This is a genomic window from Halorubellus litoreus, assembly GCF_055378595.1.
The window spans coordinates 391323-409241 of the sequence record NZ_AP043834.1 but is presented as its reverse complement, the minus strand read 5'-3'; the positions used below and the strand labels follow the sequence as shown (position 1 = coordinate 409241).

General features: G+C 68.3%; 21 protein-coding genes. 9 read left to right on the top strand and 12 right to left on the bottom strand.

Features of this window, described 5'->3' with window-relative positions; all coding sequences use genetic code 11:
• Window positions 1–11: 11 nt before the first annotated feature.
• Window positions 12–758: an ABC transporter ATP-binding protein gene (locus ACZ48X_RS01870; protein WP_336351274.1), complete on the top strand. Its 747-nt coding sequence runs from the start codon at window positions 12–14 to the stop codon at window positions 756–758.
• Window positions 759–901: 143 nt separating this feature from the next.
• Here the strand turns inward: ACZ48X_RS01870 and ACZ48X_RS01865 are convergent, their stop codons facing one another.
• Both ACZ48X_RS01865 and ACZ48X_RS01860 read right to left on the bottom strand, forming a co-directional pair.
• Window positions 902–1180: an amphi-Trp domain-containing protein gene (locus ACZ48X_RS01865; protein WP_336351275.1), complete on the bottom strand. Its 279-nt coding sequence runs from the start codon at window positions 1178–1180 to the stop codon at window positions 902–904.
• 208 nt (window positions 1181–1388) lie between these two features.
• Complete coding sequence (locus ACZ48X_RS01860; protein WP_336351276.1) at window positions 1389–2027, bottom strand: metallophosphoesterase family protein; 639 nt, start codon at window positions 2025–2027, stop codon at window positions 1389–1391.
• 129 nt (window positions 2028–2156) lie between these two features.
• Here ACZ48X_RS01860 and ACZ48X_RS01855 point away from each other — a divergent pair, with 129 nt between their 5' ends.
• The gene (locus ACZ48X_RS01855; protein WP_336351277.1) at window positions 2157–2966 is read left to right on the top strand and encodes a response regulator; all 810 of its coding nucleotides are present in this window, start codon (window positions 2157–2159) and stop codon (window positions 2964–2966) included.
• 9 nt (window positions 2967–2975) lie between these two features.
• On the opposite strand, the gene ACZ48X_RS01850 is transcribed toward ACZ48X_RS01855, so the two are convergent.
• From ACZ48X_RS01850 to hutU, 5 genes are all read right to left on the bottom strand, one after another.
• The gene (locus ACZ48X_RS01850) at window positions 2976–3659 is read right to left on the bottom strand and encodes an RNA ligase partner protein (protein ID WP_336351278.1); all 684 of its coding nucleotides are present in this window, start codon (window positions 3657–3659) and stop codon (window positions 2976–2978) included.
• A 79-nt stretch (window positions 3660–3738) separates the two neighbouring features.
• Complete coding sequence (locus ACZ48X_RS01845) at window positions 3739–4089, bottom strand: DM13 domain-containing protein (protein ID WP_464379803.1); 351 nt, start codon at window positions 4087–4089, stop codon at window positions 3739–3741.
• A complete protein-coding gene (locus ACZ48X_RS01840) occupies window positions 4086–4295 on the bottom strand; it encodes a hypothetical protein (protein ID WP_336351666.1) in 210 nt (69 codons plus the stop codon). The genes ACZ48X_RS01845 and ACZ48X_RS01840 overlap by 4 nt, the downstream gene beginning before the upstream one ends.
• Before the next feature lie 90 nt (window positions 4296–4385).
• Window positions 4386–5630 (bottom strand): imidazolonepropionase, encoded by a 1245-nt coding sequence (hutI, locus tag ACZ48X_RS01835; protein ID WP_336351279.1) that lies wholly within the window; start codon window positions 5628–5630, stop codon window positions 4386–4388.
• Window positions 5630–7474, bottom strand: a complete 1845-nt coding sequence (hutU, locus tag ACZ48X_RS01830; protein ID WP_336351280.1) for a urocanate hydratase — start codon at window positions 7472–7474, stop codon at window positions 5630–5632. The genes hutI and hutU overlap by 1 nt, the downstream gene beginning before the upstream one ends.
• Before the next feature lie 561 nt (window positions 7475–8035).
• On the opposite strand from hutU, the gene ACZ48X_RS01825 reads away from it, so the two are divergent.
• Both ACZ48X_RS01825 and ACZ48X_RS01820 read left to right on the top strand, forming a co-directional pair.
• A complete protein-coding gene (locus ACZ48X_RS01825) occupies window positions 8036–8959 on the top strand; it encodes a hypothetical protein (RefSeq protein ID WP_336351281.1) in 924 nt (307 codons plus the stop codon).
• A 115-nt stretch (window positions 8960–9074) separates the two neighbouring features.
• Window positions 9075–9308: a DUF7385 family protein gene (locus tag ACZ48X_RS01820; protein ID WP_336351282.1), complete on the top strand. Its 234-nt coding sequence runs from the start codon at window positions 9075–9077 to the stop codon at window positions 9306–9308.
• A 179-nt stretch (window positions 9309–9487) separates the two neighbouring features.
• Here the strand turns inward: ACZ48X_RS01820 and ACZ48X_RS01815 are convergent, their stop codons facing one another.
• From ACZ48X_RS01815 to ACZ48X_RS01805, 3 genes are all read right to left on the bottom strand, one after another.
• Complete coding sequence (locus tag ACZ48X_RS01815; protein WP_336351283.1) at window positions 9488–10582, bottom strand: YeiH family protein; 1095 nt, start codon at window positions 10580–10582, stop codon at window positions 9488–9490.
• Window positions 10583–10589: 7 nt separating this feature from the next.
• The gene (locus ACZ48X_RS01810) at window positions 10590–10748 is read right to left on the bottom strand and encodes a hypothetical protein (protein ID WP_336351284.1); all 159 of its coding nucleotides are present in this window, start codon (window positions 10746–10748) and stop codon (window positions 10590–10592) included.
• Window positions 10749–10939: 191 nt separating this feature from the next.
• The gene (locus tag ACZ48X_RS01805) at window positions 10940–11572 is read right to left on the bottom strand and encodes a hypothetical protein (protein ID WP_336351285.1); all 633 of its coding nucleotides are present in this window, start codon (window positions 11570–11572) and stop codon (window positions 10940–10942) included.
• Window positions 11573–11787: 215 nt separating this feature from the next.
• Between ACZ48X_RS01805 and ACZ48X_RS01800 the strand changes: the two genes are divergently transcribed.
• Complete coding sequence (locus ACZ48X_RS01800; RefSeq protein ID WP_336351286.1) at window positions 11788–12768, top strand: winged helix-turn-helix domain-containing protein; 981 nt, start codon at window positions 11788–11790, stop codon at window positions 12766–12768.
• 187 nt (window positions 12769–12955) lie between these two features.
• Window positions 12956–13717 (top strand): SAM-dependent methyltransferase, encoded by a 762-nt coding sequence (locus ACZ48X_RS01795; protein ID WP_336351287.1) that lies wholly within the window; start codon window positions 12956–12958, stop codon window positions 13715–13717.
• Between the two features lie 24 nt (window positions 13718–13741).
• Here the strand turns inward: ACZ48X_RS01795 and ACZ48X_RS01790 are convergent, their stop codons facing one another.
• Both ACZ48X_RS01790 and ACZ48X_RS01785 read right to left on the bottom strand, forming a co-directional pair.
• Window positions 13742–14824, bottom strand: coding sequence for an MBL fold metallo-hydrolase (locus ACZ48X_RS01790; protein WP_336351288.1), 1083 nt, complete (start codon window positions 14822–14824; stop codon window positions 13742–13744).
• Complete coding sequence (locus ACZ48X_RS01785) at window positions 14825–15655, bottom strand: HpcH/HpaI aldolase family protein (protein WP_336351289.1); 831 nt, start codon at window positions 15653–15655, stop codon at window positions 14825–14827.
• Window positions 15656–15734: 79 nt separating this feature from the next.
• On the opposite strand from ACZ48X_RS01785, the gene ACZ48X_RS01780 reads away from it, so the two are divergent.
• From ACZ48X_RS01780 to ACZ48X_RS01770, 3 genes are all read left to right on the top strand, one after another.
• Entirely contained in the window at window positions 15735–15908 is a 174-nt protein-coding gene (locus ACZ48X_RS01780; protein ID WP_336351290.1) for a hypothetical protein, read from the top strand.
• An 89-nt stretch (window positions 15909–15997) separates the two neighbouring features.
• Window positions 15998–17149 carry a pyridoxal phosphate-dependent aminotransferase gene (locus ACZ48X_RS01775; RefSeq protein ID WP_336351291.1) on the top strand — a complete coding sequence of 384 codons (1152 nt, stop codon included), beginning with the start codon at window positions 15998–16000 and terminating at the stop codon, window positions 17147–17149.
• Between the two features lie 212 nt (window positions 17150–17361).
• Entirely contained in the window at window positions 17362–17913 is a 552-nt protein-coding gene (locus ACZ48X_RS01770) for a hypothetical protein (protein WP_336351292.1), read from the top strand.
• The last annotated feature ends 6 nt before the right edge of the window (window positions 17914–17919 follow it).

Here is a 17919-nt window from a genome sequence, read left to right as displayed (position 1 = left end):
GGTGCGTCCGCATGAGCGCAAGCACTGGCGTCATCGAACGCGACGCGGACGAGGACGTCGTCCTCTCCGTCGAGAACGTCGACTCCGGGTACGGCGACGTCCAGGTCCTCGACGACCTGTCGATGACGCTCGCCGAGGACGAGATCGCGTGCCTCGTCGGCCCGAACGGCGCGGGGAAGTCCACGGTCCTGAAGACCGTCTTCGGGATGCTGACGCCGTGGGAAGGCCACGTGAAGTACCACGGTGACGACATCGGCGGGATGGCGCCCGAGGACATCGTCCGCACCGGCATCGGGTACGTTCCCCAGACGGAGAACGTGTTCGGGAACCTCACCATCGAGGAGAACCTCCGCATGGGCGGGGTCGCGCGCAGCGACGACCTCGACCCGATCATCGACCAGCTCTACGACCGCTTCCCGCTGCTCACCGAGAAGCAGTCCGCGAAGGCGCGGACGCTCTCGGGCGGTCAGCGGCAGGTGCTCGCGTTCGCGCGAGCGCTCGTGATGGAGCCGGACGTCCTCCTCATCGACGAACCCTCGGCGGGCCTGGCACCGAACACCGCGGACGAGGTGTTCGCGGACGTGCAGGCGGTGAACGAACTCGGCACCGCCATCCTGATGGTCGAACAGAACGCCCGGAAGGGCCTCGCCATCAGCGACAAGGGCTTCGTGCTCGACCAGGGGACGGTCGCGTACGCCGACGACGCCGACGGCCTGCTCGACAACCCCGAGGTGTCGCGGCTCTACCTCGGCGGCTGAGTCCACCCCAACCACGCCGCGTTCGGCTTCTTTGCCGTCGTCGAAATCCGCCGCTGAGAGTCATCTCGACGACGATACTGCAGACGAAGAGCGAGTCGGTCGTGCATCCGAGTTTCGCCCGGAACACGACCGATGGCCACCGGTCACTCGCGGACGTCGAGTGCCCCCTCCTCGGCGGAAGCGGCCGCTCGCCACCAGACGAGTTCGAGCTCGATGCTCTGTTTGGCTTCCGTGTCTCCCTGCGACCAGTCCGATTCTCCTTCGAGCTTGAACGTGACGGGGTCCGTCGGCCGAAACTGCACCGTCGTTCCGCCGAGGTCGAGCGTCACGCCGCCGTCACCGTCGAGTTGCTCGGCCAGGTCTCGGAGGGACGACGCGACCTCCGCACGCGTCTTCTGTTCTTCCGTTTCGAGTTCTCCCATACCTGATGAGGGGTATCAGTGGTCGAAAGCGACGGGCATGATTCTCACTGGCGGGGAGTCTCTAACTGGATACCGACAGGACAGGTGGTGGTGCGTGTTCGGCCGGTGGTCCGGGGACGGAAGCCGCGGACCCTCGTCGTCCTCGTTCGCGGCGTCTGCGGGTTCGGCAGCGCTCTCGGCGAACGTCGACGCACCGGTCGGCGACGATTCAGGCGTCGGGCGTCTCGAACCGTTCGAGCGTCAGGTTCGACGTGTCGAGGTCGTAGTAGCTCCGCCAGGCGGCGTCGAGGCCGACGACGCGCGTGTCACCGTACGTCATCTCGAGGTGCTCGTGGTGGTGCCCGACGAGACAGAGGTCGGGGTCGAGCGCGTCCAGGATGTCGTCGACCTGGTCGCAGCCGGGGTCGTAGTGCTCGTACTGGAGGAGGCCGTTCGGCGCCTCGTGCGAGAGGAGGACGTCGACGTCCTCGAGGCGTTTCGCCGCGTCGACGTCGTCGCGGACGAAATGTCGGCGGCGGTCGCCGTGCAGGTTCGCTCGCGACTTGTGGTACTGCGTCGGCGCGAAGTTCCCGGAGAGCCCCGCGAACCGGACGCCCTCGAGGTCGACGGTCGTGCTGGCGAGGAGGTTCGCGTTCTCCGTCCCCGGCGGGTGCTCGCCGGCGCGGAGCGCCTCGATGACGTCCAGGTCCTCGTTGTTCCCCGCGATGAACCACGTCGGGACCGGCAGATCGTAGTACATGAGGTCGCCGAGCTGGAGCGCCGTCGCCGCGCCCGACGCCTCGTACGCCGAGCGAAGCGCTCGTCGCCGGTCCGGTTCGACCGCGTGTGCGTCGCCGAGGACGAGCATCTGGTAGAGAACGCCGGTCGGCCACCTTTAGCGTTGATATTTCGCGAGAAGCGACCGGAGGCGTTCACCTCGCCCATCGACGACCCCAACGGTACAGCTAAGCGACCAGAAACCCTATCTCACGCAGTTATGGCACACGAACAGCCCGAAGACAACGAGACCGGTGGACGGGAGACGGTCTCCGCCGAGAACTTCGGGGTCGCCCTCGGCGACCCGAGTCGTCGAAACGTCCTCTTCCACCTCAAACGTCACCGAACAGCCTCCTTCGACGACCTCGTCGACGTCGTCGTCGCCACGGTCCCGCCGCGAAACCGAACGAACGCAGACGACGTCCGGTCGACCGTCGAGAACGCGCTCTTTCACCTCCATCTCCCGAAACTCCAGCTGCTCGGCGTCGTCGACTGGAACCGCGACACGAACGACGTCGTGCTACGCGCGGAGCCCGACCGGCTCGACGACTGGCTCGAGCTCTCGTTCGCCGAGAGCGTTCACGGCGCGACCGGGACGAACGACGTCGCGGTACTGGGCGACGCCGAAGGCATCGAGGTCCTGTTCGTCGAGGACTACGAACCGCTCCGCGAGGTACTCGTCGACCAGTTCGCGTCCGACCACGACGACATCTCGGTGACGACCGCGTCGAACCCCGAGAGCGCGCTCGACGCCCTGGAGTCGACCGTGTTCGATTGCATCGTGAGCGACTACGACATGCCGGGGTCGAGCGGGCTCGACTTCCTGAAGGCCATCCGTCGCGTCGACGAGACCGTGCCGTTCGTCATCTACACCGGGAAGGGAACCGAGGAGACGCGGCTCAAGGCGTCCGACCACGGCGTGAGTGCGTACCTCCAGAAGAGCGGTGGCGCGGCGCAGTTCGACCTGCTCGCGGACCGCATCCGGCAGGTCGTCGGCGAGTACCGGAACGGCACGTACCCGGCGGTCTGAGAACCGGCGTCAGGCGTCGTCGTAGCCGTCGACGCCGGTCGCGCGGAGGTACTCCTCGAGGAGCGTCGGGAACTGTCCGCCGCGGACGTACCGGAGACCGAACTCGTCGGCCCACGAGATGATGCCGCGGTCCTCGGTGACGACGCCCGCGTCGAGTTCGCGGGCGAGCACGAGCAGGTCGAAGTCCTCGCGCGAATCCAGGACGCCCTTGCGGAGCGCACGCCGGTACTTGTCCCGCATCGACGACAGGATGCGGTCGGCTTCCGTCATGTAATCCCCACTGTTCTCGTCGGCCGCGAGCGCCTCCGGGTCGAGTTGCTCGACCTCGCGCAAGGCCTCCTCGCTGACGCGGAGGCCGCGGTCGACGCGATCGCTCATCTCGTCGATGAACTCGTAGACGATGTCCGCCGGGATGGTGACGCCGTAGCGGTCAGGGCTCTTCCTGACGACCCACGTGTCGAGGCGTTCGAACACCTCGTCCGCGACGTCGCGCTCGCGGAGCATCGCGGAGAGTTCGTCGTGGATCGAGGGCGGCACGTAACAGGAGATGTTGAGCTCCAGTCGTGCGGTCGCGACGAGGTCGAGGAGTCGGAGGACGGCGTCCTCCATCGATTCGCCGTCTCGCCGTATCGCCTCGGTGATGAACAGCGACGTGTCGAGGACGAACCGCTGGCGGGGGAGGTCCGGCGACATACCTCGAGTGAGGCGGGCAGCCGTCTATAGCGTTCCGGCGACCGCGACGGCAGCCGGGAGCACCGATAGCGCGGCGCGCTCAGACGGATTCGAGCGTCGCGGCGCCGAAGGGAACCGAGAAGTCGTCGCACCACGCGGCGACGCCGTTGGCGTCGTCGCCGTCGACGCCAGCGGGGAGGGACTGCGCGAACGTCCCGGTCTTCGTCAGTTCGCCACCGTCCGCGCCACCGTCGATGCGGACTCTCCTCCCGGCCGCTATCTGGGCCTTCGTGTCCGGGTCCGCGTCGGGGGTGAGGTAACAGTAGACGTCCGGGCCCTGCGTCATCTGGAAGTCGCGGAACTGGAGGAATCGCCCCTCGGCGTCCTCGGCGAGTTCGACCGTCCCCGAGCACTCGTGGCCGTCCTTCCCCGCGAACTCGCCGCGCTTCAGGACCGTCGCACCACCGCCTCGCTGCCGCCGTCGCCAGTCGTGGTCGTGTCGTTCATCGATTCCTGCGGTTGGTCGTCGCTCTTCCCCGCGACGCGGTCCTCGTCGACCACGGTCGCCCGCTCGGGCGCGAACAGTTCCCACCCGAGGTACCCGCCGCCGAGGAGAGTCACACCACCGACCGCGCCGAGGAGCGTCCGTCGTTTCATACCCGTTCGGACGCCACCTGATATGAAAGCGATTTATCAAACTCCGTCTAGAGTCCGTCGAGAATCCCGGAGCGAAGAGAAATCCCGGGGTCAGGCGACGCGCGCGCCGTCCTTGAACACGGCGTCGACGACGTTCTCGCCGAACTGGTAGGGGACGTGGACGTGACTGGGCGCGTCCACTATCGCCATGTCGGCTGGCGCGCCCTCGTCGAGTCGACCTTTCGTGGGGCGGTCGAGCGCCATGGCGGCGTGCTCGGTGGCGGCGACGAGCGCCTGCGCGGGCGTCATCCCCATCTCGACGCAACAGAGCGACTGCGCGAACCCCATCGAGCGACTGTGACAGTTCGGGTTGAAGTCGGTCGCGACCGCGACCGGAGCGCCCGCGTCGAGCATCTCCGCGGCGTCCGCGTACTCCGCGCCGAGCCCGAACGCGGTCCCGGGGAGGACGACCGGGACGACGTCGGCGTCGACGAGCGCGTCGACGTCCTCGCGCGTCGAATGCAGGAGGTGGTCCGCGCTCGTCGCCGCGACGTCAGCCGCGAGCTTCGTCCCGCCGATGTGCGCGAGCTCCTCGGCGTGCACCTTCGGCGTGAGCCCGTGGTCGCGGCCCGCTTCGAGGACCCGCCGGGATTGCTCGACGGAGAACACGCCCTCCTCGCAGAAGACGTCGCAGTACTCGGCAACGCCCTGCTCGGCGGCGGCCGGAATCTGCTCGTCGACGACGTCGTCGACGTAGTCGTCGGTATCCTGGCCTTCCGGGACTGCGTGCGCGCCCATGAACGTCGGGACGACGTCGACGACGTGGTCCGCGGCGACCGTCTCGACCGCCGAGAGGAGCTTCAGTTCGCTCTCGGCGTCGAGCCCGTACCCGGACTTCACCTCGACGGTCGTCGTGCCGTACGCGAGCATCGCGTCCAGGTGCTCGCGGAGGTTCGCGGCGAGCTCGCGCTCGGTCGCCTCCCGGACCGCGCGGACGGTGCGGAGGATGCCGCCGCCGTCCGCGAGTATCTCCTGGTACGTCTTCCCCTTCAGCTTCGCCTCGAACTCGTCGCTCCGGTCACCGGCGAACACGGCGTGCGTGTGCGGGTCCACGAACCCCGGGACGACCGCCTGCCCGGTCGCGTCGTACGCCTCCTCGGCGTTCTCCGCGGGGTACTCGCGCAGGACCTCGTCGGTCGGACCGACGGCCGCGATCTCGCCGTCGACGACCGCGACCGCTGCGTCCTCGTACGTCTCGAGGAGTTCGCTGCCCTCGCCGGGCCACGCGCCGTCGCGTTTCCCGACGACGACCTCCGAAGCGTCGTGGACGACCGTCTGGAGTTCACCGCCCGGCATCAGTCCGACCCCCCGCTCTCGCTCGCGGCGCCGCCGCTCGCGCGTTCCGAGTCGCGTGGCGACTCGTTCCGGTCGCGCATCGGGACCGCGACGCCGCTCCGGTCGGCCTCGTCGATAGCGTCCTCGTAGCCAGCGTCGGCGTGCCGGATGACGCCCATCCCGGGGTCGGTCGTGAACACGCGCCGGGCCTTCTCCGCGGCGAGGTCGGTCCCGTCGAGGACGACGTGGTTGTTCGTGTGCAGCGAGTTCCCGATGCCGACGCCGCCGCCGTCGTGCACGCTCACGATGTCCGCACCAGCGGCGGTGTTCACGAGCGCGTTCAGTATCGGCCAGTCCGCGACCGCGTCCGTTCCGTCCTTCATCGCTTCCGTCTCGCGGTTCGGGCTCGCGACCGAGCCCGCGTCGAGGTGGTCGCGCGTGACGACGACCGGCGCCGCTATCTCGCCGCTCGCGACGAGTTCGTTGATGCGGAGCGCGAACAGCGCGCGCTCGGTGAGTTCCGCGTCCGCGTCGACGTGCGTCGCGTCCAGCGGCGTCTCGCTCACGGGCGTCGTCTCGTACCCCAGCCAGCAGACCCGACTCGGGAGCCCCTGGAACGACACCTGGTCGCGGGCGAGGTCGATCCAGCGTGCGAGGTCGTCCTTCTCCGGGAACAGTTCCAGGACCGCCTCGTCGGTGCGCGCGATGTCGGCCTCGTTCCCCGACAGGGCCGCCCAGCGGAACGGACCCTTCCCGCGACAGAACAGCGGGCGGATGTACGCCGGCACGAACCCGGGGAAGTCGAACGCCTCCTCGAACCCGCGGTGGGTCTGGACCTGCCCGCGGATGTTGTTCCCGTACTCGAACGCTATCGCGCCGGCGTCCTGCATGTCGAGGATGCCTTGCACGTGGCGCTCCATCGTGTCGAGGCTCTCCTCGACGTACGCGTCGGGGTCCTCGCTGCGGAGCGCGTCGGCCTCCTCGACGGTGTACCCGCTCGGATAGTACCCTTCGAGTTCGTCGTGCGCGCTCGTCTGGTCGGTGACGACGTCCGGGACGAACCCGCGTTCGAGCATCCCCTCGAACATGTCCGCGGCGTTCATGTGCAGCCCGATACTGAGCGGGTCGCCGCTCTCCGCGGCGTCCTCGGCCATCGCGATGGCCTCGTCGAGGTCGCCGGTCTTCGTCATGCAGTAGTCGGTCTCGATGCGGCGATCGATGCGGGCGTCGTCGACCTCCGCGGCGATGCAGACGCCGTGATTCATCGTCACCGCGAGCGGCTGCGCGCCACCCATCCCCCCGAGCCCGGCGGTGACGGTGATGGTTCCCCGGAGGCCCTCCGTCTCGGGGAAGTGCTGTCGCGCCGCTTCCGCGAGCGTCTCGAACGTCCCCTGGATGATGCCCTGCGTGCCGATGTACGCCCACGACCCCGCGGTCATCTGGCCGTACATGATCTTCCCTTCGGCCTCGAGTTCGTGGAAGTGCTCCCAGTCGTCCCACGCGCCGACGAGGTTCGAGTTCGCGATGAGGACTCGGGGCGCTCGTTCGTGCGTCTCGAACCGCCCGACGGGTTTCCCGGACTGCACGAGCAGCGTCTCGTCGTCGGGGAGGTCGCGCAACTCGGCCATGATGGCGTCGTACGCGTCCCAGCTCCGCGCCGCACGACCCGTCCCGCCGTAGACGACGAGGTCCTCGGGTCGCTCGGCGACCTCTGGGTCGAGGTTGTTGTTCAGCATGCGAAGCGCGGCTTCCTGCCGCCAGCCCTCGCACTCGATGTCGGTCCCGGTCGGTGCGCCCTCGTACTCGCGGTACTGCTCGCTCACGTCGCCGACGTCCAGGTTCCCGCCGCCGGAATTGTCAGCCATGCTCTCGACTTCGACCGGGAACCCGTTGGTCCTTCACCCACCAAGAGGAGGGGCATTCAAGTAGTACGGCTGGTCGTTCGGGCCAGAGCGTGCTCGCACCCGGGTTGCTCGTCGCGGCCGAAGCACACGTGCGGACGGTCACCGCCCCGGAGCGAACGCACGGACGGTCATAGCTTCGGAGTGACGACATTCGGTGGTGCGTCGTGCGGCGAGTCCCCGTCCACGTGACGGTTCGTCACGGTCGAACCTCGAGTGTTGGAGACCGGTCGGAACCGAGCGGGGTGGGGTGGTATGGCTACTCGTCGGTATCCCGATGTAAGTATAGGTTTTCGGGAACTTTTGCGAGAGTTCAGTTGCCGCGGGGGGAGTCGTATGAGACTCGTACCGGTGTCGACGGCGTGAACGGTTCGGAGGTTCTCAGTACGCTCTCGCGGCACATTCGACAACCAATCGTCATCGACGCGTCGCGACGCGTCCGCGATGTGACTGAGGCGGTGCTTACCCCTCGTCCGAGTCATCTATCAAGAGTATAACAATCAATGTGGCCGGCGAAGCCAGTCCATGGATTTGACCCGTCGGTCGGTACTGGTCGGGACGGCCGGACTGGCAGCGCTTGGCGACCGCTTCTGGCAATTCGGATGGAACCTCGTCGAGGATAGTTCGTCGAACAGCGTCGGCGTCGCCATCGCCGTCAACGACGACCGGGAGTTCAGAGGACTCAGTCGAACCGCCACACTCGAACGCGTCCGGGACCCCTGGCAGCCGGGGAACAGCGACGGCGACGGACAGGGCAACGGCGACGGACAGGGCAACGACGGCAACGCTCCTCCGGGGAACGACGTCCTGCACGTTTCCTCGGCCCCGGGACAGGGGCGCGGCGCGTCGGAGCCCGAGGTGACGTTCGACATCGGGCTGTCGCTCGTGGACGTCAGCGAGCGCGAGCTGACCGTGTCCGATATCGCGGACGACGGGGGTTCGCCGTCGGGATTCGCGTACGACTGGGGGACGACCGAGGCCGACGTCGTCGGCGTCGACACCGACCACGAGGGCGTCGGCTCGCCCGACGACGTATGGTTGTTCCTCGACACTGACCCCGACAACAGCGGGTCGAACGCCCAGGGGGCGTGGCCGCAGTTCAGGGACACCCAGGCGGTGTTCAGGACGCTGTACGCGGACCGGAACGACGACTCTGGCGGGTTCACCGAGGACTGGGAGCTCGGCGAGTGGAACACGCGCGACGTGACCGCCGAGTTCGACGCATCCGGGTGGAAGCAACTGGACCTGGAGGGCAGACGGTTCGAACGACTCGACTCGAGCGTCGCGACGACGTACGAGGACGCGCTCGTCGTCGGCGTGGGCATCAGTCGCGGCGACCCCTACTACGGGCCCTCGAAGCTCGACGCGTACTACCGGGACCTCACGGTCGCGGGAGAACAGTACGAGTTCCCGGCCAGCTACACGCAGGGCCGGGGACCGCCGAGGTGACCGAGCAGCACCCAGGCGCTCCGTTGATGGGATCGCGGCGACGAGCGCGCTCCCCGCACCCGCAACGCCAGGCGTTCCCGCCCGGATTTATGTCGACGCAACAGGAAAGGCCGGTATGGACGACGTCGACTTCGACGAACTCGTGGCCTCGCTCACGCTCCGCGAGGAGAACACCGCCCTGAAGAGCTACCAGAACACCGTCTCGGTCGTCTGCCCCGCGTGCGACGACCCCTTCGACGACCTCGTCGTCTGCAAGGAGAACCCGACGAGCCTCAACATCTCGCGACAACTCGACCTCTGCGTCGGGAACGTCGACGACAAGACCGTCATCTTCACGCACAAGCGCTGACCGGCGCGACGAGGGAGTGCGAGCCCGGCGTCCAGCGTGATGCCGAGCAATCAGCGGGAACTGCGCCAGCGACCGCCATCGGGTGGTGCTCGATTCTCTGGAGGGCCCGCGTGCCGAGGACGTCGTCGTCCAGCAAGACCGAGAGGGGCGACTCCGGCCGAGGGCGCGCACGCATTCGCTCACGGGCCGAGGAGCGTCTGGACGGCGACGAGGGCGACCGCGCTCGTCGCGAGGAGGGCGGTGAGGACGAGCGCGATGGGTGCGCCGCCGGTACTGCGGAGGTCGTCGACGTCCACGCTGAGGCCGAGTCCGGCGAACGCGACGAGGAAGAGCCCCTGGTATGCGCGCTCCATGCTCGCGGTCGCGGCGTCGGGGACGACCGCGCTGGACGTGAGGACGACCACCGCGAAGAACCCGAGGACGAACGTCGGGAACGACGACGCGATCGCGCGCAGCGAGCCCGCGAAGCTGGACGACGACGACGTCGTGGCGTCGTCGCGCCCGGTCTCGGTGTCGTCGTCGCGTTCGCTCCCTGCGGTATCGGCGTTCGCGTACCACAGCGAGTACCCGACGACGAGGACGCCCAGGAGGAGGTTCCGCGTGAGTTTCGTGACGGTCGCCCAGCGCCCCGCGACGTCGCCGAACGCGAACCCGGCCGCGGTGACGGGGCCCGTCGAGAACATCGTGAGGCCCGCCCAGACGCCGAAGACGCGCTCGGTGAGCCCGAGCGCACTGCCGACGACGGGGTACGCGAACAGGGTGACGACGTCGAAGAGGAGGATGGTGCCGGCGGCGTACGCGAGGTCGTCCTCGTTCGCGCCGATGCTCCCGGCGACGCCGACGGCGGCGGAGACGCCGCAGACGCTCGCCCCCGCAGCGAGCAGCGACCCGAGCTTCCCGCGGACACCGAAGACGCCGTTCGCGAGCGCCTCGACGAGGACGAGCGTGAGGAGGACGACGCCGACGACCAGCACGGCGAGCGTCGGCCCCGTCGAGAGCAGCGTCGATAGCGACACCCTGGCGCCCATGAGGACGATACCGAGCTCGAGCCAGCGCGTGTGCGTCTCCACGCCCGCCGCGAGCGACTCGGGGACGCCGACCGTGTTCGCGACGACGAGCCCGAGCGCGACCGCGACGACGAGCTCGCTCGCGACCGGAACGACGCCCGCTGCCGCGCGAGCGACCCCGGCGAGGACGGCGAGGAACGCCACCCCTGGTGCTACCCGTCGAACGGTCGACCGCGCCGACGACGTGGCGTCTTCGTCGGCCGTCATCGCGTGGTCAATACGGGACGGGTACGCTGAACTGCACGATGAACGTGACGATACTCGCGACGGCGACCGCAGGCCACTCACGGTCGAGCGTTCGCGAGTACTCGATCGCCGCTCCGAGGGCGTTCTCGGCCGTGTCGGTGCCGTCACCGCTCGGGTCGGGAGTCATTCCTGACGGGAGTACGACGTCGGGATGCTGGTCATCGTCGCCAGTCCGGGGTCGGCGTCGACGGCGGTCGACGAGTCCCGGGTCACGGTTTCGAGCGTGGACCGGTCGCGGCCGGTCCGGCGGTATTCGGTGAAGGATGGGGCGGTCGGGATAAACGGCGGCTCCGAGCGGAGGGTGAATGAGAGGGGGGTTCAGGTGGAGTCGTTCGTCGACGAGCCTCGGACGGATTCGCAGTCGTCCGGTCCGACGACCGTTGCCGTCTGGACACCGGCCCAGGGGTCGCCGTACATCTGGACGTTCACCTCGAGGAGACGGAAGTCGGTCTCACCGAAGGGGTCGACGATGGTGCCGTTGAGTGGCCCGACAGCCATCCAGATGGGCGTCCCGGTCGTCCTGTCGACGTACGTCAGCGCGAGGTCGTAGGAGACGTTCGCTGGAGAGACCGCGACCACGAGCACCTCACAGTCCAGCGTGACCGTCGCGTGAGCGTGCGTGAACGAGACCGTATTCGTGTACGAGTCGTTCGATTGCGTGTCGTGCGCGATCGGTTCGTTCGTTCCCGCATCGTCTGCGCCGGGTTCGGTGGACCTGCCGAGCGCGCCGTTCGACGTTGACCGGGCCGGGTCGGCAGGGACTGCCTCGGTATCAGTCGAGTTGGCGCTGTTGCGGCCAGTTGGGTCGTCAACGTCCGGGGGTTCGACGAGACGGAGCGGGACGTGATCCGAACTCGTTCCGAGGGCGTCGTTCGCGATGCCTGCTCCGAGTGCGAGGAGGAGCGCGAGTCCGAGTGCGAGCGTGATTCGTTTGGTGTCGTGATAGCTCATGGATGCTCGTGTGGGGGTAGGGCACGCAACAGGATAAGTGTCAGCTGAAAATAACTTCTATAGGGATTTGGACGGAAATTCTCGTCCCTTCGCTGACCGACAGGTCGAATACGTACCACGAACGGGGCGTAACTCCTCAGTACCGAACGCGCACTTCATGCTACCCGCCCGAACGGTCGACGAGAGTTATGTTCCACGGCGACGTACACCAAGAGATGAACCCGAACGAGAGAGCAACCCAGCACCCCGACGTCGATAGCGACAGAACTCTCTCGAAAGCGGCTCTCGCCGCGGTCGGTGACGAGACCCGGCTTCGCATCCTCGAAGCGCTCTACCTGGCGCGAGACACCGACCGACACCCGGACGTTCGCCCGACTCCCTTCAGCGAACTCCGAAAACGCGTCGGGATGGCGGACGGTTCGCAGTTCAACTACCACCTCAAGCAGCTCGTCGGCCCCTTCGTCACCCAGACGGAGGACGGGTACGTGCTCCGGCGAGCAGGCGAACGCATCGTCACCGCAGTCCTCGCGGGCGAATACGCCGACGCCGTCGTCTACGACGCAGAACCGATTCCTACGCCCTGTGCCATCTGTGGTGGCGACGTCGTCCTCGACTACAACGTCGAACCGTACCTGGACTACCTCGTCGTCCGCTGCACCAACTGCGAAGGCGTCATGTCAGGTACCGGACGACCACCAGGGATGCTCTCGTTGACCGACGCCATGCCACCAATCGGGATGCAGACGCGAGACCCCATCGAGACCTACCTCGCCACGTTCAGCTTCGTCGGGAATCAGTTCCGGACCATCGTCGACGGCGTCTGTCCGCACTGCGCTGGACGGATGACCGCCGAACCACAGGTCTGCGACGACCACGACCCCGGTGACGGAACCGTCTGCGAGAGCTGTCAAACCATCTTCTTCGTCTGGTACCGCCACCGATGTGCAGTCTGCGGGTTCTCACCCAGGATATTCCTCGACCGACACTTCGTCGTGCATCCGACCGTCACCGCGTTCTACCACGACCACGGCTACGACCCGTTCGGCCCCGAGTGGCTCCGCGTCGCGACGGAGACCATCGCCGCCCAGACCGTCGTCACCGAGGACCCGTTCGAACTCGAGGTCCAACTGGAGATCGACGACGACGCGCTCACGGTGACCCTAGACGGGAACGGAGACGTTCTCTCAGTCACGTAGCGTTCGTCGATTCCCGTCCAGCACCCCGACCTGCACCATCACGAGCGTACGGTCAGAACGGTCGTCTGGTCGACCATGATGGACGACCAACCGTGGCACGGCACGGTAAAGCTCCGGCTCTGCACGTCCGACACCAGTCACCTGCACGGTGGAAAAGGGGAGGACGGTGGGCGCCCTCGCTATCGGTATGAGCGACACCCGACCGTGGCACGAGGACGACAGATTCTGGGAGGCGTTCCGGGACGCGATGTTCCCCGAGGAGAAGTTCGAGCGCGCCGGCGAGGAACTCGACAGCATCCTCGCGCTCCCCGGCGTCGACGTGACCGCGGGCGATTCCGTTCTCGACCTCCCGTGCGGACCGGGGCGGCATAGCGTCGCGCTCGCCGAGCGCGGGTTCGACGTCACCGGCGTCGACGCGACCCCCGCGTACCTCGACGAAGCCCGAACGCGCGCCAGCGACGCGGACGTCGCCGACCGCGTCTCGTTCGTCGACGCGGACATGCGCGAGTTCACGCGACCCGGCGCGTTCGACCTCGCGCTGAACCTCTTCACGTCGTTCGGATACTTCGACGAACGCGCGGACGACGAACGCGTCGCCGAGCACCTCCACGCGTCGCTCGCCCCCGGCGGCACGCTCGTCATGGACCTCGCGTCCAAGGAGACGCTCGCTCGCGACTTCCGAGCCCGCACGTGGGACGAATTCGAGGACGGGTACGTCCTCGAGGAGCGAACGGTGACCGACGACTGGTCGTGGATGGAGAACTCCTGGCGGCTCGTCGTCGACGGCGACGTCCGCGAGTACGACGTCTCCCACCGCCTCTACTCGGCGTACGAACTCACGTCGCTCCTCGAACGAGTCGGATTCGAGACGGTGAACGCGTACGGGACGCTCGACGCCGACGCGTACGACCACGAGGCCGAGCGACTGCTCGTCGTCGCCGAGAAGTGAGGCGGCGTCCAGACGCGACCCCGGTCAGTGCTCGCGTCGCCAGACGTCGTCGATCCGACCGCTCACGTCGGCGACGTCCCGGGCCTGGAACCGTAACGGGTCGTCCGCGACGCGTTCGGCGACGCCGAGGTCCGTGAGGTCCTGGAGGTGCGCGAACGCTTCGCCCGCACCGAACTTGACGTGGTAGCCGCTCATGTCGCCGAAGCGGTCCCGGGCGACCGTCCACGGGGTGACACCGGGGGCGTCGCCGGCCGTGTCGTCCCCGGCAGTGGCGAGTTCGGCGAGCGAGTCCGCGACGAGACCGGCGCGCTCGCGGTGATGCGCGCGCAGTTCCGCGAGGCGCGGCGCGAGGTCGAACGCGGTGCCGTGCCCGGGGAGCGCGCGCCAGCCCGCGCCAGCGAGCCGGTCGAGCGCGCGCCGGTAGTCCGCGAGCGGTTCCGTCTGGCGGGTGTCGCCGCCGCCGACGTTCGGCGTCACCGTCCGCAGGACCGCGTCGCCGACGAGCACGCGCGAGTCCGCCCTGCCCCCGTCGACCGCGGCGTCGAGGGAGAACGCGACGTGTCCGGCGGTGTGGCCGGGCGTCTCGACGACGGAGAGCGGCCCCACGGCGTCACCGGCGGCGAGCGCCTCGACCGGCGTCTCGTCGGGCAGCGGCGACGGCGAGTCCGCGTTGCGGAGCGACGCGACGTCCTCCTCGGGGACGCCCCACCGCGAGAGCGCCGCCGCGTCGCGGTCCACGCGTCGCGCTCGCTCAGTCGCGTAGTCCGCGATAATTGGCGCGTCACGCTCGTGGAGGCGGAGGGTAGCATCCGCCGCGTCCGCGAGCCGCGGCGCGAGCCCCGCGTGGTCGACGTGCCAGTGCGTCACGAGCACGTCCTCGACGTCCGCGACCGGGAGGCCGACGTCAGCGAGTCCATCGCGGAGGCTATCGAACGCCGAATCACCCGGCGGTCCCGGATCGACGACGATGCCCGCGTCTGGAAGCACCCACGCGCTATTCCCGCCCTCCGGCCCCGACCCGTACGCTGTCGACACCTGCACGCGCTCGACTCGCTCGCGGTTCGCAGGCACCGCAGCGTCGTCGGCCGTCGACGACTCGTCGACCACTCAGTCGTCACCTCCATCGGGCGCCTCGTCCCCGCTAGCGAGCGCGTCGAGGTAGCCGGCGAGGCCGTCGCGGAGGTACGCGACGTCGACGCCGGCGACGACGAAGTCCATCCCCCAGTCGTCGCGGCGCGGCGTCGCGTTCTCGTGGCTCGTCGCGAGCGTGCCGACCGCGACCGACCCTGGAGCCGTGCTTGCGGCGTCGACGACGGTGTCGATGCTGGCGCGGAACGCGTCGCTGTCGAACGCGCCGAAGTCGCCGAGGCGCGCGGAGAGGTCCGCGGGCCCGACGAACAGGGCGTCGAGGCCGTCGAGCGCGGCGATGGCGTCCGCGTCGTCGATGGCGCCGGTGGTCTCCATCTGGAGGATGGTCGCGACGTCGTCGTTCGCGGTCTCGACCGCGTCGTCGAGCGTCCGGCCGTAGTCAGCCGCGCGGCCACCGGCGACGCCGCGGACGCCCTCTGGCGGGTACTGGCTTCCTCGAACCGCTTCGCGGGCGTCGGCGACCGACTCGACCTGTGGGACGAGGATGCCGTCAGGGCCGAGGTCGAGGAGGCGCTTGATCTCCGCGCGGTCAGGGCCGCTCGCGCGCACGACGGTCGCGGTGGCGGTCGCATCTGGGTTCCGCTGGCTGGCGCGGTGGTTCGCGGCGTCGACCGCGCGAACGCAGTCCGCGAGGTCACCGATGGCGTTCTCGGAGTGCTCGCCGTCGAGCACGACGAAGTCGACGGGTTCGGCAGCGAGCACCTCGGCGACGACCGGGTGGCCGACGGTACACCACGCGCCGACGAGCGCGTCGCCGTCGCGGAGTCGGTCGGCGAAGTCGGGTTGCATACCGAATGCGACGACGTGCAGCGCCAAAAGTGACCGCGTCGCCGGTGCCGTCTTCCCCCTCCAGCGCGTTCAGTCGGTCGTGCTGGCCCTCAGATACTACGTCTGCGAGCGCTGTGACGCCGTGCACGCCGACGTCGACCCGCCAGGCGAGTGCGGGCGATGCGGTCGTCGCGGAGCGGCCGCGTTCGACGACGTGACGTCGACGCTCGACGACGCGAGCGCGGCGTACTTCGCGACCGGTTCGAACCGCTGAATCCGCGGTCTGGACCGAACGCGGTCGGAATCCGGCGAATCCCGTGAGCCATGCGAACGGCTTTCACGCGAGCGGTCGACGCTGCGCGTATGCCACCGCTGACGGCGCGCGTCCGCGCACCGGAGCGCTCCTCGATCCGCGTCATGTACGACCTCGCCGAGGCCCACGACGGCGACCTCGTCCGCCTCGAGGTCGGCGAACCCGACTTCGACACGCCCGAGCACGTCGTCGACGCCGCGATGCGAGCGGCGCGCGACGGCGACACGCACTACACGCCCAACGCCGGCACCGTCGCGTGCCGCGACGCCATCTCGACCGTGCTCGCCGACCGATACGACCTCGATTACGGCGTCGACGAGCTCTGCGTCACCGTCGGCGGGATGGAGGCGCTCCTCCTCGCCGTTCTCGCCACTGTCGGTCCCGGCGAGGAACTGCTAGCGCCGGGGCCGACGTGGCCGAACTACGAGACGCAGGCCGCGCTCGCCGACGGCACGTTCACCGAGGTCGAACTCCCCGCGGAGACCGGGTACGACCTCGACCCGGACCTGGTCGTCGACGCGATGAGCGACGACACCGCCGCCGTCGTGTTGACGACGCCGAACAACCCGACGGGGCGCGTCTACGACCCCGCTGACTGCCAGCGCGTCGTCGACGCCGCCCGCGACCACGACGCGTTCGTCGTCGCGGACGAGGTGTACCTCTCGCTGTGCTACGACCGCGACGCTCGCGCCGTCGCGGAGTACGCGGGCCAGCCCGACCACGTCCTCACGGTCGGCTCGTGCTCGAAGGCGTACGCGATGACGGGGTGGCGCCTCGGGTGGCTCGCCGGCGACGCGGACGTCCTCGAACGCGTCGTGACGGTTCGCGAGTCCACGACCGCGTGCCCGTCGAGCGTCGCGCAGGCCGCCGCCGAAGCCGCACTGACCGGGCCCCAGGAACCCTTCGAGGAGATGTACGCGGCGTTCGAGGAGCGCCGCGACCTCGTCCACGACCGCCTCGCAGAGATACCTGGTGTGACCGCACCGCGCCCCGAGGGCGCGTTCTACGCGTTCCTCGACCCGGGCGTCGACGACTCGCTCGCGCTCGCCAAGCACCTGCTGCGCGAGCACGGCGTCGTCCTCGCCCCGGGGAGCGGATTCGGCGACGCCGGCCGCGGCCACCTCCGGCTGTCGTTCGCGAACTCGAGGGCCCGACTCCGCGAAGGACTGGACCGACTCGAGGCCGGACTCTCGACGTTTTAGCGTGTCAGCAATTTTTGCCGACTGTATCGAGCGTTCGGTTCGAGCTGCGTCCTTAACGGTGATTCCCGTTGAGAGCGGCTGAACCCCCAATTTTCCCGTTTTGCAGACCATGGTATCCCATGCCACGTCGTCTGTAATTTGCCTAAATCGAGGAGAAATCCACGATTTGGCCAACATGATTAAGTCAGTAAGAGAGATAATATGGTTCGACAATGCACAGGAGAGAATTCCTGCTCAGCGCCACCGGCATCGTCGGCGCCAGCACAGTCGGCTCGATAGCGTACACAAGCGCGACGGTCGAACGTGACGTGACCTCGAGCGTCGCTGCGGACGCGAGCGCGATCATCGGTCTCGTAGACGGCGGCGTCGGTGCCGTCAGCAAGACCAATGGCAAACTCCAGATCAACACGGACGCGAGTTCCAGCGGACTCAACGTCGACTCGACGTTCTGGTACGGCGACGACAGCTCACCGACCTCGACGTACGCGTTCAAAATCTCGAACAACTCTGACTCCTCCGAGACCATCACGCTCGCGCTGACCGACGGTTCCAGCAGCGCGATGAACCTCCCCACCAACGCCGTCTTCAACATCCACGTCCACACGTCCTCCTCGAACAAGGTCGGCACCGCGTCGCCCGGGTCGTCCCTCGACATCCCGCTCGACGCGAGCGGCGAGACCACCGACGAGGCCTACGCCGTCATCGAGATCCAGACCCCGACGTCGAACTCCGACATCACCGGGGCGATGAAGTTCACCGCCTAACAGTAG

Bases quoted from the DNA above. Each gene is read 5' to 3' on its own strand.
- ACZ48X_RS01870 (WP_336351274.1), top strand. From the start codon at position 12: ATGAGCGCAAGCACTGGCGTCATCGAACGCGACGCGGACGAGGACGTC.
- ACZ48X_RS01865 (WP_336351275.1), bottom strand. From the start codon at position 1,180: ATGGGAGAACTCGAAACGGAAGAACAGAAGACGCGTGCGGAGGTCGCG.
- ACZ48X_RS01860 (WP_336351276.1), bottom strand. From the start codon at position 2,027: ATGCTCGTCCTCGGCGACGCACACGCGGTCGAACCGGACCGGCGACGA.
- ACZ48X_RS01855 (WP_336351277.1), top strand. From the start codon at position 2,157: ATGGCACACGAACAGCCCGAAGACAACGAGACCGGTGGACGGGAGACG.
- ACZ48X_RS01850 (WP_336351278.1), bottom strand. From the start codon at position 3,659: ATGTCGCCGGACCTCCCCCGCCAGCGGTTCGTCCTCGACACGTCGCTG.
- ACZ48X_RS01840 (WP_336351666.1), bottom strand. From the start codon at position 4,295: ATGAAACGACGGACGCTCCTCGGCGCGGTCGGTGGTGTGACTCTCCTC.
- hutI (WP_336351279.1), bottom strand. From the start codon at position 5,630: ATGCCGGGCGGTGAACTCCAGACGGTCGTCCACGACGCTTCGGAGGTC.
- hutU (WP_336351280.1), bottom strand. From the start codon at position 7,474: ATGGCTGACAATTCCGGCGGCGGGAACCTGGACGTCGGCGACGTGAGC.
- ACZ48X_RS01825 (WP_336351281.1), top strand. From the start codon at position 8,036: ATGGATTTGACCCGTCGGTCGGTACTGGTCGGGACGGCCGGACTGGCA.
- ACZ48X_RS01820 (WP_336351282.1), top strand. From the start codon at position 9,075: ATGGACGACGTCGACTTCGACGAACTCGTGGCCTCGCTCACGCTCCGC.
- ACZ48X_RS01815 (WP_336351283.1), bottom strand. From the start codon at position 10,582: ATGACGGCCGACGAAGACGCCACGTCGTCGGCGCGGTCGACCGTTCGA.
- ACZ48X_RS01810 (WP_336351284.1), bottom strand. From the start codon at position 10,748: ATGACTCCCGACCCGAGCGGTGACGGCACCGACACGGCCGAGAACGCC.
- ACZ48X_RS01805 (WP_336351285.1), bottom strand. From the start codon at position 11,572: ATGAGCTATCACGACACCAAACGAATCACGCTCGCACTCGGACTCGCG.
- ACZ48X_RS01800 (WP_336351286.1), top strand. From the start codon at position 11,788: ATGAACCCGAACGAGAGAGCAACCCAGCACCCCGACGTCGATAGCGAC.
- ACZ48X_RS01795 (WP_336351287.1), top strand. From the start codon at position 12,956: ATGAGCGACACCCGACCGTGGCACGAGGACGACAGATTCTGGGAGGCG.
- ACZ48X_RS01785 (WP_336351289.1), bottom strand. From the start codon at position 15,655: ATGCAACCCGACTTCGCCGACCGACTCCGCGACGGCGACGCGCTCGTC.
- ACZ48X_RS01775 (WP_336351291.1), top strand. From the start codon at position 15,998: ATGCCACCGCTGACGGCGCGCGTCCGCGCACCGGAGCGCTCCTCGATC.
- ACZ48X_RS01770 (WP_336351292.1), top strand. From the start codon at position 17,362: ATGCACAGGAGAGAATTCCTGCTCAGCGCCACCGGCATCGTCGGCGCC.